At 38.7% G+C, this 20,247-nt stretch carries 22 protein-coding genes; 8 read left to right on the top strand and 14 right to left on the bottom strand.

Annotated elements, in window-relative coordinates; translation table 11 throughout:
* Positions 1-2 precede the first annotated feature (2 nt).
* From NQZ71_RS04440 to NQZ71_RS04415, 6 genes are all read right to left on the bottom strand, one after another.
* A complete protein-coding gene (locus NQZ71_RS04440) occupies positions 3-1,121 on the bottom strand; it encodes a sensor histidine kinase (protein ID WP_317011404.1) in 1,119 nt (372 codons plus the stop codon).
* A gap of 9 nt (positions 1,122-1,130) precedes the next feature.
* Complete coding sequence (locus tag NQZ71_RS04435; protein ID WP_317011403.1) at positions 1,131-1,868, bottom strand: ABC transporter permease; 738 nt, start codon at positions 1,866-1,868, stop codon at positions 1,131-1,133.
* A complete protein-coding gene (locus NQZ71_RS04430) occupies positions 1,869-2,771 on the bottom strand; it encodes an ABC transporter ATP-binding protein (protein WP_317011402.1) in 903 nt (300 codons plus the stop codon).
* Between the two features lie 145 nt (positions 2,772-2,916).
* Positions 2,917-3,819, bottom strand: a complete 903-nt coding sequence (locus tag NQZ71_RS04425) for an ABC transporter ATP-binding protein (protein WP_144453979.1) — start codon at positions 3,817-3,819, stop codon at positions 2,917-2,919.
* Positions 3,819-4,508, bottom strand: a complete 690-nt coding sequence (locus NQZ71_RS04420) for an ABC transporter permease (protein WP_317011401.1) — start codon at positions 4,506-4,508, stop codon at positions 3,819-3,821. The genes NQZ71_RS04425 and NQZ71_RS04420 overlap by 1 nt, the downstream gene beginning before the upstream one ends.
* Positions 4,509-4,572: 64 nt before the next feature.
* Entirely contained in the window at positions 4,573-4,755 is a 183-nt protein-coding gene (locus NQZ71_RS04415; RefSeq protein ID WP_144453982.1) for a hypothetical protein, read from the bottom strand.
* Between the two features lie 150 nt (positions 4,756-4,905).
* Here NQZ71_RS04415 and NQZ71_RS04410 point away from each other — a divergent pair, with 150 nt between their 5' ends.
* Both NQZ71_RS04410 and NQZ71_RS04405 read left to right on the top strand, forming a co-directional pair.
* Positions 4,906-5,607 (top strand): response regulator transcription factor, encoded by a 702-nt coding sequence (locus tag NQZ71_RS04410; RefSeq protein WP_144453984.1) that lies wholly within the window; start codon positions 4,906-4,908, stop codon positions 5,605-5,607.
* A complete protein-coding gene (locus NQZ71_RS04405) occupies positions 5,608-7,329 on the top strand; it encodes a sensor histidine kinase (protein WP_317011400.1) in 1,722 nt (573 codons plus the stop codon).
* 363 nt (positions 7,330-7,692) lie between these two features.
* Here the strand turns inward: NQZ71_RS04405 and NQZ71_RS04400 are convergent, their stop codons facing one another.
* From NQZ71_RS04400 to NQZ71_RS04385, 4 genes are all read right to left on the bottom strand, one after another.
* On the bottom strand, positions 7,693-8,853 hold the full coding sequence (locus tag NQZ71_RS04400; RefSeq protein WP_260055551.1) for an MFS transporter: 1,161 nt from the start codon (positions 8,851-8,853) through the stop codon (positions 7,693-7,695).
* A gap of 111 nt (positions 8,854-8,964) precedes the next feature.
* A complete protein-coding gene (locus NQZ71_RS04395; RefSeq protein ID WP_317011399.1) occupies positions 8,965-10,167 on the bottom strand; it encodes a SpoIIE family protein phosphatase in 1,203 nt (400 codons plus the stop codon).
* Between the two features lie 19 nt (positions 10,168-10,186).
* Positions 10,187-10,993 (bottom strand): alpha/beta fold hydrolase, encoded by an 807-nt coding sequence (locus NQZ71_RS04390; RefSeq protein ID WP_317011398.1) that lies wholly within the window; start codon positions 10,991-10,993, stop codon positions 10,187-10,189.
* A 166-nt stretch (positions 10,994-11,159) separates the two neighbouring features.
* Positions 11,160-11,774 (bottom strand): PH domain-containing protein, encoded by a 615-nt coding sequence (locus NQZ71_RS04385; protein ID WP_127738286.1) that lies wholly within the window; start codon positions 11,772-11,774, stop codon positions 11,160-11,162.
* A 227-nt stretch (positions 11,775-12,001) separates the two neighbouring features.
* On the opposite strand from NQZ71_RS04385, the gene NQZ71_RS04380 reads away from it, so the two are divergent.
* Positions 12,002-12,388: a UPF0715 family protein gene (locus NQZ71_RS04380; RefSeq protein WP_317011397.1), complete on the top strand. Its 387-nt coding sequence runs from the start codon at positions 12,002-12,004 to the stop codon at positions 12,386-12,388.
* A gap of 62 nt (positions 12,389-12,450) precedes the next feature.
* Here the strand turns inward: NQZ71_RS04380 and NQZ71_RS04375 are convergent, their stop codons facing one another.
* The 3 genes from NQZ71_RS04375 to NQZ71_RS04365 form a co-directional block, all read right to left on the bottom strand.
* Entirely contained in the window at positions 12,451-12,642 is a 192-nt protein-coding gene (locus tag NQZ71_RS04375) for a YwbE family protein (RefSeq protein ID WP_144453996.1), read from the bottom strand.
* Positions 12,643-12,819 (bottom strand): hypothetical protein, encoded by a 177-nt coding sequence (locus tag NQZ71_RS04370; protein WP_186303956.1) that lies wholly within the window; start codon positions 12,817-12,819, stop codon positions 12,643-12,645.
* 75 nt (positions 12,820-12,894) lie between these two features.
* On the bottom strand, positions 12,895-13,716 hold the full coding sequence (locus NQZ71_RS04365; RefSeq protein WP_317011396.1) for a methyl-accepting chemotaxis protein: 822 nt from the start codon (positions 13,714-13,716) through the stop codon (positions 12,895-12,897).
* 129 nt (positions 13,717-13,845) lie between these two features.
* Between NQZ71_RS04365 and NQZ71_RS04360 the strand changes: the two genes are divergently transcribed.
* The 5 genes from NQZ71_RS04360 (at position 13,846) to NQZ71_RS04340 (ending at position 18,577) form a co-directional block, all read left to right on the top strand.
* Positions 13,846-14,535 (top strand): response regulator transcription factor, encoded by a 690-nt coding sequence (locus NQZ71_RS04360; RefSeq protein WP_275008529.1) that lies wholly within the window; start codon positions 13,846-13,848, stop codon positions 14,533-14,535.
* Positions 14,532-15,536, top strand: coding sequence for a sensor histidine kinase (locus NQZ71_RS04355; RefSeq protein WP_317011395.1), 1,005 nt, complete (start codon positions 14,532-14,534; stop codon positions 15,534-15,536). The genes NQZ71_RS04360 and NQZ71_RS04355 overlap by 4 nt, the downstream gene beginning before the upstream one ends.
* A gap of 127 nt (positions 15,537-15,663) precedes the next feature.
* On the top strand, positions 15,664-16,425 hold the full coding sequence (locus tag NQZ71_RS04350; protein WP_144454004.1) for an ABC transporter ATP-binding protein: 762 nt from the start codon (positions 15,664-15,666) through the stop codon (positions 16,423-16,425).
* Positions 16,415-18,358, top strand: a complete 1,944-nt coding sequence (locus NQZ71_RS04345) for an ABC transporter permease (RefSeq protein ID WP_317011394.1) — start codon at positions 16,415-16,417, stop codon at positions 18,356-18,358. Before NQZ71_RS04350 ends, NQZ71_RS04345 begins: the two co-directional genes overlap by 11 nt.
* Before the next feature lie 81 nt (positions 18,359-18,439).
* Complete coding sequence (locus NQZ71_RS04340) at positions 18,440-18,577, top strand: hypothetical protein (protein WP_186303957.1); 138 nt, start codon at positions 18,440-18,442, stop codon at positions 18,575-18,577.
* A 42-nt stretch (positions 18,578-18,619) separates the two neighbouring features.
* On the opposite strand, the gene NQZ71_RS04335 is transcribed toward NQZ71_RS04340, so the two are convergent.
* A complete protein-coding gene (locus NQZ71_RS04335) occupies positions 18,620-19,897 on the bottom strand; it encodes an ATP-binding protein (RefSeq protein WP_317011393.1) in 1,278 nt (425 codons plus the stop codon).
* Positions 19,898-20,247: the final 350 nt, after the last annotated feature.

Raw genomic sequence — 20,247 nt, 5'->3', positions numbered from 1 at the left:
CTTTAATCTTTCACGACAATTGGTATTTCAATGAAAAGTGTTGTTCCACTATTTGTAGACAATTGTAAATTGCCTTCAATTATCTCCAGTCTTTCCTTCATGCCCTTCAGCCCATTTCCAAACGCCTGCCCTTCTGCAGGGAACCCTTTGCCATCATCCGTTACTTTCAACTTTAATTTCCCAGCTTCTCTCTTTAATTTCACATGACAACTGCTTGCATTGCTATGCTTCACAACATTTGTAACCGCCTCTTTTAAACACAGACTCACAATGTTTTGTGTCAGTGGTGAAATCTGCTCATATTCAACAGAAAGGGCGTCTATATGGCAGTCAATTCGGGCAGCCTCTAGGATGGCTTTACTTTCCGCCAATTCTTCCGGGATTGTTATTGATCTCATGTCTGAAACTAACTCCCTGACCTGCCTTAATGCAGAGCGAGATATTTCCTCCATCTGTTTTGCTTCCCCCCTCACCAATTCTGGAGATTTAACCGCAAGCTTGCCAATCAATTGGCTTTTTAGTGTCAGCAACGATAATGTATGACCTAAAGTGTCGTGTAAATCACGAGCAATTCTTACCCTTTCTTCTCTTTTGACAAGTTCTTTAATTTGCTTATTCGCTTCATCAAGCTGCTGCTCTAACTCCATTCTTCTTTCCATTGAGCGAATTCCAAAAGGAGATACAAGCATGATGATAAGAAAGGGAATGAAATAAAGAAGACTTCGAAAAGAGAGTGTTTCCCAATGATAAATAAATGGGACAATCAGCGTAACTGCAAATAAGCTGAGAGCTTTAAAGAATGCTTGTTTATTAGCATAATAGCCAATAAAATGGGCAGGAAAAAAACCCATAAACAGGATATTAAAGTTATAAAACAGGCTTAATATAAATATCACACTAATTTGTATGGCAAGCCAAAGGGAAAAGCCCTTTTTTCTAATAAGAAAATACAGCTGCCGATATGAAAAGAGGAATATTCCAAGGAGAATGTATCCTGCCACTAACTTCAGCATTCGTTCATGTGCAATATAAACCCCTGGCAATATAGTATAGATTAAAAATACATATGGAAAAAAGCCGAATCTTGCAGGAAATATTTCTATTTTTTTAGTGGAAGCCATACGCTCTCCTTAAGCATTTTGTTTTTTTCTAATATAAATAGATAATACCACAAACAGGAAAAGATACCCTATTATTAACAAAAAGCTCTGAACAGATGGGCTGTTCCCCCTTATTAATTCCCAAGCTCCTTCTGCAAAAGAGTTAGACGGGAGCCATTTGGATATTTTCTGCATGAATTTCGGAAAAACCTCAACTGGCATCCACATACCGCCTGCAACTGCTAAAGCTATATAAACTAAATTACTGATGCCTGCTGCTGTTTCAACCTTCTTCATGGCACCGACTAAAGTTCCAATTGCAAGGAAAGGCATTGAGCCGAAAAGAATCCAGAGTATACATAACAGCCATTGTGCTGGTGTAAGACTGACACCATTGATAATATAGCCTGCTAAAAAGATAACAAGAATAGAGAAAAGATGTAGTACTGTCTGTGCCGCAATCTTGGCAGTAAAGTAAATGCTTGTTGGCAATGGAGTGATTTTCAAATATAAAGTCCAGCCTTCCGACCGCTCCTGCACCATTTTAATGCCTAATGTCATAATCGAGCTGCCCATGATACTAAAGGTTGTCATAGACATTAAATAATGTGCTTTCCATATTTCAGCATCTATCTCAGGTGTGCTCATTATTCTTGTGAAGATAAAATAAAACATGATAGGCATAAGCAATGACCAAATAATATAATAGCGGTTTCGTGACATGCGAATCAGCTCTGCCTGACACTGCCTAATGAACATTCTCTTCATCTAAATTCCCTCCTTTTTTTCATGCAGCAGCTTGGAAAAGGCATCCTCCAGCTTCCCTTGCTGTATTTCTATCTCCTGTATCATGAACTTCCTTTCAATAAGGTCGTAGATTGTCTTATCTGAATCGTTCGTAACAAGAGTAATCCTCCCATTCTCTTTTACGACTTCTTCAACAAATGGGAGGGAGTGGTACACATCCAGCGAATATTCAGCGGCTTCTTTAAAGGAAATTGTTTTTTTGGTCCATTCTGCTTTCAATTCTTCAGGAGTTCCATCTCCCACTACCTTACCGTCACTTATCATAATTATCCGTTCGGCGATGTCATCTGCTTCCTGTAAATAATGAGTCGTAAATATAATGGTCTTTCCCTGTGCCTGTAACTCCTTTACCGTTTTCCAGAACGCATCCCTTGCAGTTATATCCATACCGACTGTCGGCTCATCTAAAAAAATCAAATCCGGATTTCCTGCAAGGGCAAGCGCGAAATGTAGCCTACGCTTCTGACCACCAGATAGCTTTTCCGTTCGCTTATGCCAATCCTGGTTAGAAAAACCAGTGATAGACAGCAACTGTTGTACAGACAGAGGGTTTGGATAATAGCTTTGCACTAAGTTGATAACCTCGTTGACCTTTAAACTGTCCATTACACTCGTTTCCTGAAGCATCGATCCAATTTTTCGCCTTACTTCCAATTTCACCGGATCTGATTGAAACAGTCTGACAGTGCCATTTGTAGGCTGTAATAAACCCAGCATCAAAAGAATTGTCGTCGTTTTTCCTGCTCCATTCGCGCCAAGAATAGCAACTGTCTCCCCTTTATTAACGGTAAAGGAAATATCATTCACCGCTTTATGCTGTTGAAATTGCTTCGATACATGAATAAGCTCAATTACCTTTTCCAAATATAATTCACCTCCGCTGTTGATAGCTTCATTGTAGTATCGTTCCGACCTCTTTTTCAGTCGTAAATGTCATTGATTGGAGATGACATTTGTCACCTTCTCTGTTTGCAGACAAAAAAAAGCCCCTCCATCAGAGGGTCTTTAACTATTCTAAAAATATCTCCTCCAACGTCGGTTCCTCTACTTCTACACGATAAATATCTGTTTTGCAGGCAGTGAAGGCTCTTGTGATTTCAGCAATTTTCCTCTCTTCATCCACAGTAATCTCAAGTGTTTTTTCTCCAAGCTGAATATCTTTCCCTTTCCCTTGAAGCCAATCATAAAGCTTTTGTTCTTCTGATAATGGGATTGGACCATGTTTAATTTTGACAATGATAGTAGTGCGATAATAAGCACGAAGTTCGTCCATTGTCCCAATCTTGACTATCCTTCCTTCTTTCATAATGGCTATTCTTGTGCATAGCTTCTCCACTTCATCCAAATTATGCGAGGTCAAAAAGATTGTCTTCCCCATATTATGAAGACTTTTAATCAACTGCTGGATTTGAATAGCTGATTCAGCGTCCATTCCAGACGTAGGTTCGTCTAAAAACAGAAGTTCAGGGTCATGAATGATTGCCTGTGCTACTCCAAGCTTTTTTTTCATTCCAAAGGAAAACTTACCTACCTTTTTATTGGCATGTTCGGCCAAACCGACCGCATCCAATGCTTCTATACATGCCTCCTTTGATGCGGGATTACCAGACAGCGAAGAGAAAAACCGCAGATGATGAAGAGCAGTGGAGGAGCCATAAAAGGTGGAATAATCGGGCATTACCCCAATTCTTCTTTTAACATCTATTTGTTTCACATCTCCACCTAACAATGTAAAAGAACCTGATGACGGCTGTATGATACCTGTCAGAATGTTAATGAAGGTTGATTTTCCAGCACCATTTCTGCCAAGAAATCCAAATATCTCTCCTTTATTAATCGTCAAATCAATGCCATTCACAACTTTTACTCCGTTATATGCTTTTGTTACCTTTTCTGCTTTAATAACCATCATCAGCATTCCTTCCTTTTAAATACAAGATCAGCAAGATAAATAAGGACAGCTGCAAATACAAAAATAATTAAAAATTTATAGTCTTCCTTTTCCATGTAATAATATGGCGTTATATACTTTAACCAGCTAATTGCCGGATTGGAAGTAAGCATTAACCATCCTCCGATAATCGGAAAGATTAGACTGCTTATTATTCCAACAAACATTGTAATGCCAGGGCTTCTAATCAAAACAGACAACAAGAGTACAAAGGCCACCTGGAATGTGAGCAGGCTCATTGTCTGGCTGAACATTAATATGCTTACCTTCTTTGTTATGATACTGATAATAAGGTAGGATAAAAACAGACTAACAAACCAAAACATCCATATCCCCAAAAATTTCCCTAATAAAATAGACAGCCTTGTTGTCTTCGTAACTAAAAAACGCATTGTTCGTTCATGTATTTCCCTATTAATGCTGTCATGGGACAAGCTTGTTACAAAAAGCTGACCGAAAATTAATATTAAAAACATCAACCCTGCTACATGAGCTTGGGCCGCTTCCTTTGCTGTCATCTCTGTTACTTCAGCTAATGGTTCTGCAAACTTAGCAGAATAATAGGAAGTCACTAAAAACAACAAAATAATCAGGACTGACTTAACTCCTTTACATAACTGTAAAAACTCTCTTTTTCCTATTTCAAACATGTTAGCTTCCCTCCGTCATGTAGAATCTCTCCATAAAACTCTTTCCTATCATTCGCAAAACGGCCTAATCTCCTTTAGGACTGTGGGTATTTTTGCCCCAGAAATGAAAGATACCTTGACCTAATAAACCTATGATCAATACAATAGCTAATTTATTATAATTTTGATCTGCAAAATCATTGCCAAAATGCTTTGAGAACATGAGAATTGCAGTTATTGATGCCATAACACTAAATATTTTTTTCATATTGTACCTCCTGCTCCTTTTCTATAAAGGATTATATCTATCGTACCTTACCTCTTCAGAACCAGAACCTTAATTCTTCCTTAATTTCAAAATTATTACCAAAAAAGTGATATGATATTTTTATATATTTTGTATTAGGAGATTAGAAATATGGAAAATAAAAGGCTATTAATTGTGGATGACGAGCAGGCGATTCACCAAATGCTGACGGTCATCTTGAAAAAAGAAGGATTTCAGCGGATTGATACTGCAGAAACTGCAGAGGAAGCACTGCGCCTTTGTATGGCAAACAGCTATGATTTGATATTTCTTGATGTAATGCTTCCAGATCGAAGTGGATTTGATATCTGTCCCCTCATAAGAGAAAGAACAAATGCCCCTATCTTCTTCTTAACAGCAAGGTCAACAGATCTTGATAAGCTGTCCGGCTTCGCATTAGGTGCAGATGACTATATTACAAAACCATTTAATCCCCTTGAAGCAGTTGCAAGAGTCAAAGCCCACTTAAGGAGACATATAGGCACAACTGTTAAAGAAACTGGCAGCTTTCATTATGGTGACTTGGTGGTTAACAGTTATTCTGGTGAAGTGTGTGTAAGAGGGGTGAAGATTAACTTGCCTGCACAGGTTTATCAGCTATTGCTGTTTTTCTGCAAGCATCCAAATCAGCTTTTTAGCAAGGCGCAGCTTTATGAAAATGTATGGGGAGAAGACTTTCTCGGTGAAGACAATACAATTATGGTTCACATTCGCAAACTAAGGGAAAAAATTGAGGCAGTTCCAAGCAAACCTCAATATATCGTGACAGTGAGAGGGCTCGGCTATAAATTAGCAACAGAAGGTCACCGTTAAATGAATATGCCAAAACGATTTTATTTGCAGTATTTTATTCAGCTTCTTCTTGTGTCCTTTTTTTTAGCTATTATTTTTCTTACCTTTTGGATATTTGTCGGCTACTCTTTAACAAATTTCGAAGTATCCAGTGACTTAAAAACAGCAGATGCTTCTTCAATAGAAGCATCCATTTCTATAGACAATGGGAAAGTAAAGATTGATTCTGATATTAAAAATCTGACAAGGAAACAAGACGGATGGCTTGCTGTACTTTCTAAGGATGGCAAGCTTTTGAAGACATACAACACACCAGCTAAATTCACGTTTACAAAAGATGATTATGGCGCACTTTTTTCTAATAATGAGCCAGTGTCGTATGATTATAAAGTTTGGACAATAAGGGAAGATACGAAGAATCCACTAATTATTATTTTCGGAACGGAGACTAGCAGCAAGGCAATATTATCTACTGTTAAAGAAGATGTGAATTGGGAAAAAGGATTGTTAAATCTTTCCGAGACTGAAAAGGAAACAATAAAAAGAAGCCAAGGCTGGATACAGCTTGTCGGAAAAAATGGTACAAGTCAGGACGGTTATTTGGCAGATAAACAAAAATCGAACTATTCACTTAAAGACCTGCTTGAGCTTACTCAGAAGGAAAACAGTGATTCCGCTGCCTATTACCATGAAGAGACAGGCCAGGTTCTTCTTGTTAGCACTGAAAAAACAAATCATGAGCAAATCGCAAATGAGTTATTAAAAACCGTTGGAAGCACTGCCTTCATCATTTTTGTCGTTATCCTCCTTCTATTACTAGCAATAACTGTTTGGTATGGTTATAAATTCGGTGCTCCAATTGTGACAATCATTAAATGGATTGGTGATTTAGGGAATGGACTTTATGAGCAGGGTTCTTATAACCGCTCCATCCTGCACAACAAAAAAGGCAAGCTAAAAAAGAAATATAGGATTTACAAGGAATTGATTATAACGCTAACCGAACTGACGGAAACTTTAGAAAAAAATAAACAGACAAGAAAAAAAGCAACTAAAGTAAGAGATGAATGGATCAGCGGACTATCACATGACTTGAAAACACCGCTTGCAACAATCGGGGGCTATGCAGAAATGCTTCGGTCTGACCAATATTCGTGGTCTGAGGAGGAAATCAGGACATTCTCCGGAACAATTGCAGAAAAGTCTCAGTACATGAAGGAGCTTTTAGAAGACTTAACATTAACCTACCAGCTCAGGAGCAATGCATTCCCTATTGCCAAAGAAAAAGTGGAAATAAATGAGCAGATTAGACGTATTATCATTCACTATATTAATAGTCCAACAGGAACTCAAAACGAATTTGTGTTCCAGCCATTTGATGGTGAGATTAACGCAGCAGTTGACCCTAAATGGTTCCGGCGTATTATGGAAAATCTGATTGAAAATGCAATCAAATATAATGCTCCTGCAACGACTATTACGGTAGCAACCGGACTAATTGACCAGTATCTTTTGACAATTACGATTGAGGATAACGGTGTTGGCATGGATACAGAAACATTGAATAGACTATTTGAGCGCTATTACAGAGGAACAAATACAAGCAGCTCCAATAATGGAACTGGTCTTGGCATGGCAATTACGAAAAAGCTGATTGAGCTCCACGGAGGTTCCATCAATGTGAAAAGCGAACTAAAAAAAGGCACATGCATTCGAATTTTATTGCCATTGCTCGGAGATTAATAAAGAGGCTGTGACACAACAAAAGATAGCTTTCTAAACACGAATAATAGAATTCCAACTAAATTTGAAAAATGAAGGTTGTGTCTAAATAGAATTTCGAGTTAAAGTTAGTTCGTTTCATTGCGCTGCACCCACTCGCTTTCCGCGGGGAGGTATGGAGCCTCCTCGTCTTCGCCTGCGGGGTCTCATCCTTTCCTCTATTTCCCTTAGTAGTCGAGTGGCCTCCGCTCCATTCCACTAAAATTTCTAATTTTTTGTATTTAAACTAAAAACAAAAAACCGAACTATTTAATCAATAGTTGATTAAGTAGTTCGGTCTTTACGCTGGTTCACATACTTATGTCCCAGCCTCTTTTAACATAGTTAAGCTGCCTTCGCCTTAACTCCTCTCATCTGAACAAACAAAAGAATAAAGCCGATAACAGTGATAATCGGTGCTACCAAAACAAGATCATGAAGCGGTAAATATGTTACAGACAAGCCGCCTGCAAATGCTCCGCCTGCGTTGCCGAGATTCATTGCTGATTGGTTCAGTGTGCTGGCAATTGTTGGTGCTTCTGCTGAAAGACCGAGAATTCGGAATTGAAGCATTGGCACCATTGAAAAGGCAAGAACACCGAATATAAATATACCTGGGATCATTAAGATCATCGAGAATTGCAGTACATATAAAACAAAGAAGTACAGAATGAAAACAATTAAAATATACTGCAAGGACAAGTTAATATTCCAATCAGCCAATTTTCCGCCAACGATATTACCGACTGTTACACCAAGGCCAAAGACGACGAGCATCCATGAGACTGCATTAGATTGAAAGCCTGTTACGTCTGTCAGTATTGGTGTAATATACGTAAATAATGTGAACACACTGCCAAAACAGAACATTGCAATCAATAGGGCAAGCCATAATTGCTTATTCTTGAGCACGGCAAGCTCTTTCTTTAAGTCTGTGTTTTTCCGTTCCTTCGGTTTCGGGACGAGCATATATATTCCTATAAGAGTTATAAAACCAATGATTGCTATAATAAGGAAGCTGCTTCTCCAGCCGAATTGCTGGCCAACAAATGTGCCGAATGGTACGCCAATAATATTAGCGACAGTCAAGCCAGTGAACATTAATGCCATTGCGCTCGCACGACGGGAATACTCCACAAGACTTGCTGCCATAATTGCTCCTACTCCAAAGAAGGACCCATGAGCTAACGATGTCAGCAGACGAGAAGCCATCAGGATACCATAGCTTGAAGCAATTGTTGCCATTAAGTTGCCGAGAATAAATATTAACATTAACAACATTAATAAGTTCTTTTGTGACATTTTATATGTGATAAGGACAAGAATCGGTCCGCCAACCGCGACTCCAAGGGCATAGCCAGTAATCAGCTGGCCTGCTGCAGCAATGGATGAATTAACATCTCGAGCCACCTCTGGCAGCAACCCCATTATGACAAACTCTGTCATGCCGATAGCAAATGCGCCAATTACTAATGTCCATAATGCTACTGGATATTTTTTATTCATATATTTCCCCTTTCTAAATACTAAACAAAAACCATTATAACGAAAAAACAAAAGCTGTGGCTGCAATCTTAATAAAAAAACATAAAAAAGAGCCGCTGTACACGCTGCTCTCTACAAATCAATAAGCAGAAAGCAACGATCATCGACCTTTATTGCCATTTCTTCATCAAGCTCAAGAAAATGGACAATTTTATCCTTTGTCATTTCACTAGGTTCTTTTTCCTTCAACAATAGATTAAGAGCTTTAGAAGAGATTGCCTCTGTTACTCCATCTGTATATAAGAACAGCCTGCCAGATTCCTGATAAGAGAAACTTTTTTGGGGGAAATTCAAATCCTCAAACATGCCGATTGGAGGCATCGTTGCTTTAAATTCCGTCACTTCGTTGTTAGGTCCAATCCATACAGCGGGTGGATGGCCAGCATTTATGTACTCTATCTCCTTTTTGTTCGTATCAATTGTCAAAAAGATGGCTGTACAATAATGCTTTATACCATCTCCATTTCGGAACAAAAGATGCATCTGTGTATCAAGCTCTCTCATAATTTCTGCTGCTGAAGCTTTTTTCATTATCAGCATTTGGAACAAGGAACGTAATGACATGGAAATTAATGCAGATGAAATGCCATGGCCCATTACATCTAAGATGATAAACCCATACTTCCCCGGGGAAATTTTATAAAAGCTGTACATATCACCAGACAGCTCGGTAGAGGACTGATAGTAAGCAGAAATGGATATTTCTTCATTACAAAAAGGTACTGACAGGGAAATGCCTTGAATGCTTTTCGCTAGCTCCAGCTCCTTTGTTATCCGCTCCTGATATTCCTCGTTTTGTTTATTCAGTTTGACAAGCTCTTCCTGCTTCACCTTTAACGCTTCCAGAACCTTTGTCAGCTCTGCATTCGTCGCTGCTGCTTCCTTTAAAGCATCGTCTGCTATATTCCTCGCCTTCAATAACTCACTTTCATACTCAAGCCGTTGAAGCATTGGAACAATAATACATTCATTCGTAAATCTGCCCTCTTTTGTCTTTCGACGCGCAAAAATTAGGGCAGGAACCTCTGTCCCATCCTTTTTTTGAAGGGAAAAGTGCATTTCTTCAATTTTTTCCTCGATTTTCAAAAGCGGAAAAAAATAAAGCTGGCAAAATGCTCTTGAGGCCTTCGTCAGTATTTGATGAAAATGCATATTCACTAAATCAGCGTGTTCATATCCCAACAATTCAAGCAATCTTTTATTAACTGACAGAATTTCGCCCTCATCTGAGAGCAGCAAATACCCGCAAGGCACCTCGTCGAGTTGTCTATCCAAAAATCAACAGTCCCTTCTCCTACAATAATGCTTCTAAATATTCTCTTATAAGTTCCACTGTCTTTTCTGGATGACTTAAATGAGGGCAATGCCCTGCAGCATCCATTACTTTAAGCGTGCTGTTCGGGATTTGCTGATGAACAAATTCACCGACAGCTGCTGGTGCGATCATATCATCAGAACATTGAATAATAAGAGCAGGCACTGATACCTTTTGTAATTCATGGCGATAATCCGAGAAAAAGGTGGCGATTGCAAACTGGCGGGCAATGACAGGGTCTGTTGAACAAATGCTCATCATCAACTCTTGTGCAAGTGAGGGGCGTTCCTCATTCGCCATGACCATTGCTGCAAAGCCCTTAGCCCAGCCAATATAATTTTTGTCGAGCAAATCAATTAACCCATGAAGCTCTTCCTTCTCAAATCCACCAAAGTATGGCGGTTTGTTCATATAGCATGGAGAAGGTCCAATCATAATCAGCTTATCAAAGCTTTCAGGCCTTTCAATAGCAGCCATCATTCCTATCATCGCACTGACAGAATGACCAACAAACACAGCATCCTCCAGTTGCAATTCATCGCAAATATCAAGAACATCCTGTACATAACCTTGCAAGCTATCATATTTATCCTTATCGTACTTGGAAATGTCGGATTGGCCTGAGCCAACATAATCAAATAGGACGACCCGATAATCTTTTTCAAAAGCGGGAGCCGTCCACCTCCACATATTTTGGTCACATCCAAAGCCATGGGCAAAAATTATTGTTTTAGCCCCTTCCCCACTAATCTTAACATTATTGCGCTGCCTTATTGTCCGTTCCATTCAAATCCCCTCAGAAGAAACCGTTTTCCCCAATTATATTTGTTATGTTAATTATATGATAGAAATAAGCAAAAATTAAAACAATATGGTTCGAAACAAAATATCCTTACCCTTCGAGCTTCGTCTAAAATAAATAGGCATCCTCCATGAAGATGCCCTACTACTATTAATTATTAATATATTTTTCAAAAACGAAGCCGAAATCCTTCACATTATATTTCTTGCGGCTATTCATAAGCCAGTTAAATACATGGTCATTAATGTGACGGAAATGATCGGAAACACTTCCCTCTTGGATAGACGCACGCACTAAAGTATTCGATGTAATTTGCAGACTTTCCTTTGCATATTCCATCGAAATTTCGTTCTCATGTGTCAGTTCACTTATTCGAATTAACGCTTTATAAAGGTCTTTGATTGCTTCAATATGGTTTTTATGGACATCAATGCTGAACGGAACAGAGCCCATAGAGAACTTAATCTCCACATCAAGGTCAATTGTTCCAGCTGTTTCCATCAGCACATCTGAAATTGCATGCTCTTTGTACGAATATCTTTTCAAGCTTCTTTTTTTGCTGAGAGCACTCGTTCCATCAAGATGAACTAACGCTCTGTTAGTAAAACAATATTCATCTGATTTTGATTTAATCAAAAAGTAAATCTTTTCATTATCCTCATGCAGGATATAATCATCAGCATCTACTTTATCATAATCAGATGGGTGGATAACACTGCCGACATCACTTAAACCTAATGCGTCTGACGCGATTTTTTTAAACATTGGATTACTTCCTCCTCAGTTGGAATCTGCTAGTACATTAATCTACTTTTTTTACAATAACTACCTTTATTTTAAACGAATCAATCCATTGTTGGAATCTATTTTTTAATGGATATCCTACTAGCTACTTAGGAAAAAAGATTCTTACAAACACACGCTTTGAAACATATACTAATAAGTAAAGGAATTTTTGTCATTTAATTACATAGTCAGTAGGGGTGCTCAGTTTGGAAAAAGTTTATATGGACTCCGATTTAATCGGCAGGTCTTTCATTTGTTCTCTTCTTTCAGCCATTATGCTTAGTCTTGTTTCTTTATTTATATCTACAGAATTCTCTTTTTTTATGCTTGCAATTTTCTCATTCATTTTCTTTTTATTCTATCTATTTATTGCTACACCGTTGCAAATTAAATTGAATCAGAAGCCTAAAAGCTTTAGCATTGTGTATCTTTTTACCTATATCCTGGCGTCTGCTGTGGTGACAGCTCTGTTTATGTTATATGGACAGGCGAATCCTTTTACCTCAGTGGAATTTTATATACACGTTGGCATGTCTGCGGTTATCTTTTGGGTGTTTGACTCCGTTTTGCTGCAAAAGAAGGAAGAAAGCTAATGCTTGCATTATCACCATAGCTTCTTCCTATTTTCCTTTTCTTCCTGTACAAAAAAAGAAAATCAGCGAATGGCCTGCACTCGTCCGATTTTCCCGTCTGTTAATCTTACTTTAATTCCATGTGGATGGAAGGAGGAATTCGTCAGAATATCCTTTACGACTCCAACTGTCCTTTTCCCGGTTTTCTGGTCTGCCTTCAAAACGATTTCGACCGTTAAACCAGATGTGATGTCCTTCCTGTTTTGACCGTTCATTTATACACCCATTCTTCTTCTTTGGTTATTCGTCTTTTTCGTTTGCTGGCTGTTCATTTTTTGCATTTTTGTGTTGCCACTCAGGTTTTGACCTTGTTGAGATTGTTGCTTTTTATTGGCAAGCTGCTGCTTCATTGCATCCTTTAAACTTACTTTTTTCTTTTCTTGTTCTGACATTTTTTTACCTCCACTACATTTTCTGGACTTGCTATTGCTACTATATCACACACCTATATAGGAAGAAATCATTCTCTACAATTCATTTGCAAATTGATTTAGCTTTACCGCCATTTCCTGAATTTTCTCCATATATGCGCTAGCTTCTTTAACAGAATCCGCCTGTGACTGCCCAATGGATGCGATTTTTTCTATCGACAAATTCATCCTGTTTGTTGCTTCCTTTATCTGCTCCATCGTTTGATTAATTTTCTGGGTTGATTGCACTGTTTCTTTCGAAAATTTCCTAATTTCATTTGCAACAACTTCAAAGCCTCTCCCCTTTTCTCCGGCTCTTGCTGCTTCAATCGCCGCATTAAGGCCAAGCAGGTTCGTCTGATCTGCTACCCTTTTGATGAGTGACAGCACCTCTGTTGATTTATTAACTTCTTCCTCCGTCTGTTTTGATTGATGAAGAAGATTCTGTGAGGAATCAGCCAATGAATCAGAACTGCCTGTCATTTTGACTATCCTTTCATTTGCCTGTGACAAGGAGTCTTGAATTTGCTGAACAATTTCCCTCAGCTCTGTTTGCCTGCGTACCTGTACAGCAATACCTCCAATCACCTCATTGCTATTATTCACAATTGGCGTTGCTGTGCCTGTAAATTCAAAACCATAATAATCGGCTGGAACAAAAGCCTTGAGTGTTTTTTTCTGACTTAATGCTACAGCAAGAGGCTCTTCCTTTGAAAGTGGCTGGTTTACTTTAATGTTGAGATCGATTGTATCCCCAGGAAAATAGGCGATAAACTTTTCTTTATCACAAATGGCAATCGACAAGTCTATCGGAATGGCTATTTTCATTATTGGGATAATAGCAATAATACTCTCTAATGATTCTGCTTTGTTTAACACATCTCAAGCTCCCTTCCGATCTTGTTACTATTAGTATCACTAAAGCAAGGAATTACTAAACATTCCTACCCTTTTTAGATGCAACAAGTTTATAATACAAATATAACCAATTATAAGTGCGGTGATTTTTTGTTTAAAATTTTATTAATTGAAGATGATGTTACATTATTCGCAGAAGTTAAGGATCGGCTTAGTCAGTGGTCCTATGAAGTATTTGGGATTACTGATTTTGCAAAGGTAATGGAGGACTTTAATGAGGTGAAGCCTGATCTTGTCATCATTGACATCCAGCTTCCAAAGTTTGATGGCTTCCATTGGTGCCGTATGATTCGAGCAAAGTCAAAGGTTCCAATTATCTTTTTATCATCACGAGATCATCCAACAGATATGGTGATGTCCATGCAGCTCGGTGCAGATGATTTTGTCCAAAAGCCCTTTCATTTCGAGGTGCTGATTGCCAAAATACAGGCAATTCTCCGCCGTGTATACAACTACAGCCTCGAGCAAACAGAGAAGAAGACCTGGTGTAATGCAACCCTTGATTATGAGACAAATACAGTTGCTAATGAAAATGGCACAATTGAGCTGACAAAAAATGAAGCATTCATATTAAGACTGCTTGTCGAGCACAAAAATAAAATCGTCAGCCGTGACACACTCATCGAGCATCTTTGGAATGACAGCCGCTTCATCAGTGATAACACGCTTACTGTCAATGTTAATCGTCTCCGCAAACGGCTCGATGAAATCGGGATTGGCAGGTTTATTGAGACAAAGGTCGGACAAGGCTATATCGCCATTGATGGGGAACTGTCATGATTGGTAAGTTTATTTCTGAAAACATAAGCTGGATTATTATGTTTCTTTTTCTGCAGGCATTCAGTCTTATTGTGGCAGCACTTGATGAAACAATTGCTTTCACATCTGTTCTGTACACAGTCTTTTTATCCTCACTGTTTTTCCTGCTGTTTCTGTTTTGGCGCTATCAAAAGGAAACCCCGTTTTATAAAACTTTAACAGAACGGGAGGATAATCTTGATTTATCGGCTATCGCTTCTCCTGAAAGTCCATTTGAGAAAATCGTTTCAGAAAGTCTGCACCAGCAGACGATGCTGTTAAAAAAGGAAATGCTCACAAATACAGTCGCATTAGAGCAGGAAAAGGATGACCTTCTTTCATGGATTCATGAAGTGAAGACACCGATGACAACATTGCGCCTGTTAATTGACAGGCTGGAGGATAAAGCAATGCGCGGCAGCTTAACATATGAATGGCTGCGCATTCATCATCTGCTTGACCAGCAGCTTCATTCCAAACGACTCCCGTTTATGCAAAATGATTTATATATCGAGAAGATTTCAATAGAAGCACTTTTATATGATGAAATTCGCACACTGCAAACATGGTGTATCCAAAAGGGCATCGGATTTGACGTTGAGCTTTCAGAGGCCGAGGTGCTGACAGACAGCAAATGGCTTTCATTTATTCTTAGACAGCTGCTGACAAATGCAGTAAAGTACAGCGAAGCCTCCGATATTGTCATCACAAGCAGTATCCAACATGATCAGGTTTGTTTACAAATTAAAGATTTCGGGATTGGGATTGCCAAGCAGGATCTGTCTCGCATCTATGAAAAAGGATTCACCTCAACAGCCAACCACCAAAACAATCATGCTACAGGAATGGGACTATATTTAGCAAAAAGAGCGGCAGATGCTTTGCATATTAGAATAGAAGCAGACTCTATCCAGCAAAAAGGGACGGTATTCACGTTAACCTTCCCGAAAAAGAATGACTTTGTCCATTTGTTAAGCAGATAGCCTTATGACGAGCATGTGACAAAACTGTCACATGCTTCTTCTGTTTTGTTCGCTGATTCGAAGGATGGAATCCTCTCAGATACCTATAATGAAGATAAATAACAAGGCAAAAGGAGTTGTAATTGATTTGAAAATACTTGAGGCAAATCAAATTCAAAAAAGCTACGGAAACAAAATTAATAAACAAGAGGTGCTGAGAGGTGTCAGCCTTTCGATTGAAAAGGGCGAATTCGTCAGCATTATGGGAGCTTCCGGTTCTGGAAAAACTACCTTGCTTAATGTTTTATCCTCCATCGACAAAGTCAGTAATGGCACCATTAAGATTGAGGGCAGTGAAATAACTGGGATGAGGGAAAAGCAGCTTGCACAGTTCCGCAAAAATAAGCTTGGCTTTATCTTTCAGGATTATAATCTGCTTGATACACTGACAGTTAAAGAAAATATTCTCCTGCCCCTATCCATTACTAAGACGCCAAGAAAGGAAGCAGAAAGCCGCTTCACAAGGATTGCAAACGAACTAGGTATTTATGAGATAAAAGACAAATATCCAAATGAAATTTCTGGAGGACAAAAGCAACGTACCTCTGCAGCAAGAGCATTTATCCATGAACCGAGCATTATCTTCGCAGATGAACCGACAGGCGCGCTTGACAGTAAATCTGCTTCAGACCTGTTGAACAAGCTGAGCAGCTTGAACGAAACACTTGCGGCAACAATCCTGATGGTCACACATGACCCACTTGCAGCAAGCTACTGCAGCAGAGTCATTTTTATAAAAGACGGGCAGATTTATACACAATTGAATAAAGGCGAACAAGACAGACAACATTTCTTCCAGGATATTATGAAAACACAAGGAATTTTGAGCGGGGTGCAATATGAACATTAATCAGCTCATATTTCGCAATCTCCTCAAAAACATCAAGCATTATTACTTGTATGTTTTTGCGTTGATTTTCAGTGTGTGCTTGTATTTTGCTTTCGTCACTCTTCAATATGATCCATCGATGGATGCTGTGGAAGGAACAATCAAGGGCGGAGCTGCAATCCGAGTTACCTCCATTTTGCTGATTGTGATTGTCGCAATTTTCCTTTTTTATGCGAATGCCATTTTCATTAAAAGACGCAGTAAGGAAATCGGACTGTTTCAGTTGATCGGCATGACGAAGGACAGAATCTTTTGGATTTTAGGTGTGGAGAACTTTATCTTATACTTTGGGGCGTTATTCATCGGCACATTTGTCGGCTTTAGCTTCTCTAAGCTAATTATTTTAGTACTGTTCAAAATCACCGGCGTAAAAGGTATTGCAAAACTTCATTTTTCAACTGAGGCATTAGTACAGACAATTCTTGTATTTGCAGTCATCTATATCTTTATTATGCTGATGAATTATGTCTTTATTAAAAGACAAACAATCTTAAACCTGTTCAGAGTAACTTCGTCTGCAGAAAGCAGAGTCAAAAATATGTCTGTGTTTGAGATTATTATTGGCATTATCGGTTTAACAGGAATCGGCTTAGGTTACTATGTTTCGTCAAAACTATTTGATGGAGACTTTCAAACCATGACCGAGTTATTTGGAGCCATGGCATTTATATTAGGCGCTGTCATCCTTGGCACCTACCTTTTCTACAAGGGCTCTGTCAGCTTTCTGTTTAATCTTGTTCGCAAAAGTAAAAATGGCTATTTGAACATTAATGAAGTGCTGTCTTTATCGAGCATCATGTTCAAGATGAAATCCAATTCGCTCCTGCTGACAATTATCACAACTGTGTCTGCACTTGCGATTGCCTTGCTGTCATTAAGCTATATCTCCTACTATTCTGCTGAGAAAAATGCAGAGACTAGCATTCCTGCTAATTTTTCATTCGGAACGAGCGAGGAAGCAAGGCTGTTCACAGATCAATTAACAAAAAATAAGATAGCATATGATGAAACAAAAATAGATGTGGTGATAGCTGATATTAATATCGGCAAAATTTTGGAGGCGGATTTCAACAATCTTAACTTCGACCCGAATATGACGACACTTGCTGTTGTGAGCGAAAACAGTATTAAAGGCGTAGATTTAGAGGCAGATGAGACATTATTTACAAACTATGATGGTGCATTAAAAAAGTTTATGCCAATGAAAAATACTGGCAATGTGACGCTTGAAACAAAGGACAAGTCAATTCCGCTGCGACTCATTGGTTTAGATGATGTGCCAGTCGTATCCTATAAGTACACAGCTGGCGGGATGCCGACAATGATTGTCGACGACATTGTTTATGACAAGCTCAGCACTAACAAAAATGACAAACTGCAGCTAGCATCGAGCACCTATTTCGGAGTTGATATTAACAAAAGCGCAGAGATTGACAAAGCGAATGATATTTACCATGACCTTAAATTAGAGGAGCAGGATTTCAGCCTTTCCCGTCTCGACATGGCCACAACCAACAAAGCAAATATGGGACTAACCATGTTTATCGTCGGCTTTTTAGGACTTACCTTCCTCATCACGTCCGGCTGTATTCTTTACTTTAAACAGATGGATGAAGGCGAAGAAGAAAAGCATAACTACACGATTTTAAGAAAGCTTGGCTATACGAAGGGCGACCTGCTTCGCGGCATTCAAGGAAAGCAGCTGTTCAGCTTTGGAATCCCCCTTGCGATCGGTCTTGCACACAGCTATTTTGCCGTCCAATCAGGCTGGTTCTTTTTCGGAACAGCTTGGACACCAATGCTGACTGTTATGGTTGTCTACACCCTTCTCTATTCCATCTTTGGGCTATTATCCGTCCTATACTATAAAAAAGTGATTAATAGCGCACTTTAAAGGCTTACCTATTATTGGCAGTTTATCTTCTGGCAGAAAGTCTATATATAGGATATAAACTTTCTTAGGAGGCTGATAGAAATGAGTAATTTTGACCAATACAAAGACAAAGCAATGGACGCTGCAAAAAAAGCCCAAAGGAATGAAAAGGTTCAAGATAAAGAAAGAGATATGGGCGAAAAGCTAAAGGATAAGATGAAGAATAAATTTAATAAATAAGCAAACAAAAAGCAGGCCATTTCCACTTGGCCTGCCTTTCTTTTATTCTTTTACAAATTTCGTATGTATACTTGTCCCAAGCATTTCCTGTGTTAGGCTTGGCAGGATGATTTGCACGGTTGTCCCTTTACCGACAGTACTATCAATGCTCATACGGCCACGGTGACCTTCTTCAATGATTTTATAGCATGTCATCAGCCCAAGCCCTGTGCCCTTTTCCTTTGTCGTATAAAAGGGTTCACCGAGTGTTGCCAATCTTTCTTCCTCAATGCCCATCCCTTGGTCTGCGATTTGGATGGAAATTTGTTCGCCCTCCATCATTTTTACTGTTATTGCAATAATTCCACCGTTTGGCATTGCTTCAATCGAGTTTTGCAGGAGGTTGAGAAATACTTGCTTCAAGCGGTTTTCTTCACAGAAAATCATCGGAATGCTGTCTTCCATCATCGTATATATTTGGGTATTGTAAAGATTGGACTGTGCATTAATAAATGTGACCACATCATTAATAATGTTCTTTATATTTTTCTTTTGAAACACATCTGCTGTCGGCTTGGCTAGAAACAGAAACTCTCCCACGATTGTATTTATCCGCTCAATTTCAGACAACACTATTTCTAAGTATTCATTCTTTTTATCATCAGACTTTAACAACTGGATAAAGCCTTTTATCGCTGTAAGTGGATTGCGGATTTCATGAGCTATTCCTGCAGACATTTGCCCAAGCATTGCCATCTTCTCGGACTTCTGGACATATTGGCTCGTAATCTCTTTTCGCTCCGTTATATCTGTACCAAGGGCAAGAACAGCGTTTTTACCGTCAAAGGTAATCGCCAAGCAGCTCACTTCAAAATAAAAAACCGACTGATCAAGGCGCATCATTTTATATTCTATATGGTGAAGCGGCTTATTTTCTGTCTTGACGAGACTCATCCGCATTTCCCAGCGCTCTTTATGCTCAGGTGCAATAAACTCTCCGAAGGACCTGCCTATCAATTCTTGTGTAGAATTTGCCCCCATCATCATTACGGCTGCCTTATTCACATAAATAATTTTATTCTTATGATGGATAAAAATCGGCTCTGGCAAGGAATCTACTAACAGGCGATAGCTCTCCTCACTTAAACGGGCTTTCTGCTCAAAATAGCTGCCTAAGTCAATTTGGAAACCGACAAACCAGGCAATGGCTGTAAAAATAAAGAAGTCTAGCGTAAAAAAAGACTCATTGGCTGCTAGATGTTGATACAAAGTAAAAATGATCGAAACTAGCACTAACACGACTTGTCCTCTTTTTCTCATCTTTGGAGATTTCACCACCATATCCATTGTCTCCTGTATCTCAAATTATTAACTCTCTTATCCTGTTATTATCAAAACTTCTCTATATGCTACCAACTATACCATGGAATTGGAAAAATTTTAATATTGTTTTTTTTACATTACTTCTCCTGTCCATCTCTCAAAAATTACAAGAAATTTTTAGCGGAAATTTTTTTTATTGTTATATAGCATTATTTATCGTATTTGCTGTTGTTATAAGGTTTAGTAAGCTATTACCATTCTAGTATACTATTGCAAAATAAGGAATACCTGTTCACGAAAACCCTTTCTTAATGTCTTCTCCACAAATACAATTGTATTTTCTAGATAAATTTATTATGATAGGTTAA

This window comes from Niallia taxi (genome assembly GCF_032818155.1).
GTDB lineage: Bacteria > Bacillota > Bacilli > Bacillales > Cytobacillaceae > Niallia > Niallia taxi_A.
The sequence above is the reverse complement of the archived record's forward strand: the minus strand, read 5'-3'. Positions and strand labels throughout refer to the sequence as shown.

What these genes read in the sequence shown, in the direction of transcription:
- NQZ71_RS04440 (WP_317011404.1), bottom strand. Translation starts at nt 1,121, where the DNA reads ATGGCTTCCACTAAAAAAATAGAAATATTTCCTGCAAGATTCGGCTTT.
- NQZ71_RS04435 (WP_317011403.1), bottom strand. Translation starts at nt 1,868, where the DNA reads ATGAAGAGAATGTTCATTAGGCAGTGTCAGGCAGAGCTGATTCGCATG.
- NQZ71_RS04425 (WP_144453979.1), bottom strand. Translation starts at nt 3,819, where the DNA reads ATGATGGTTATTAAAGCAGAAAAGGTAACAAAAGCATATAACGGAGTA.
- NQZ71_RS04420 (WP_317011401.1), bottom strand. Translation starts at nt 4,508, where the DNA reads ATGTTTGAAATAGGAAAAAGAGAGTTTTTACAGTTATGTAAAGGAGTT.
- NQZ71_RS04415 (WP_144453982.1), bottom strand. Translation starts at nt 4,755, where the DNA reads ATGAAAAAAATATTTAGTGTTATGGCATCAATAACTGCAATTCTCATG.
- NQZ71_RS04410 (WP_144453984.1), top strand. Translation starts at nt 4,906, where the DNA reads ATGGAAAATAAAAGGCTATTAATTGTGGATGACGAGCAGGCGATTCAC.
- NQZ71_RS04405 (WP_317011400.1), top strand. Translation starts at nt 5,608, where the DNA reads ATGAATATGCCAAAACGATTTTATTTGCAGTATTTTATTCAGCTTCTT.
- NQZ71_RS04400 (WP_260055551.1), bottom strand. Translation starts at nt 8,853, where the DNA reads ATGAATAAAAAATATCCAGTAGCATTATGGACATTAGTAATTGGCGCA.
- NQZ71_RS04390 (WP_317011398.1), bottom strand. Translation starts at nt 10,993, where the DNA reads ATGGAACGGACAATAAGGCAGCGCAATAATGTTAAGATTAGTGGGGAA.
- NQZ71_RS04385 (WP_127738286.1), bottom strand. Translation starts at nt 11,774, where the DNA reads ATGTTTAAAAAAATCGCGTCAGACGCATTAGGTTTAAGTGATGTCGGC.
- NQZ71_RS04375 (WP_144453996.1), bottom strand. Translation starts at nt 12,642, where the DNA reads ATGAACGGTCAAAACAGGAAGGACATCACATCTGGTTTAACGGTCGAA.
- NQZ71_RS04370 (WP_186303956.1), bottom strand. Translation starts at nt 12,819, where the DNA reads ATGTCAGAACAAGAAAAGAAAAAAGTAAGTTTAAAGGATGCAATGAAG.
- NQZ71_RS04355 (WP_317011395.1), top strand. Translation starts at nt 14,532, where the DNA reads ATGATTGGTAAGTTTATTTCTGAAAACATAAGCTGGATTATTATGTTT.
- NQZ71_RS04345 (WP_317011394.1), top strand. Translation starts at nt 16,415, where the DNA reads ATGAACATTAATCAGCTCATATTTCGCAATCTCCTCAAAAACATCAAG.
- NQZ71_RS04340 (WP_186303957.1), top strand. Translation starts at nt 18,440, where the DNA reads ATGAGTAATTTTGACCAATACAAAGACAAAGCAATGGACGCTGCAAAA.
- NQZ71_RS04335 (WP_317011393.1), bottom strand. Translation starts at nt 19,897, where the DNA reads ATGGTGGTGAAATCTCCAAAGATGAGAAAAAGAGGACAAGTCGTGTTA.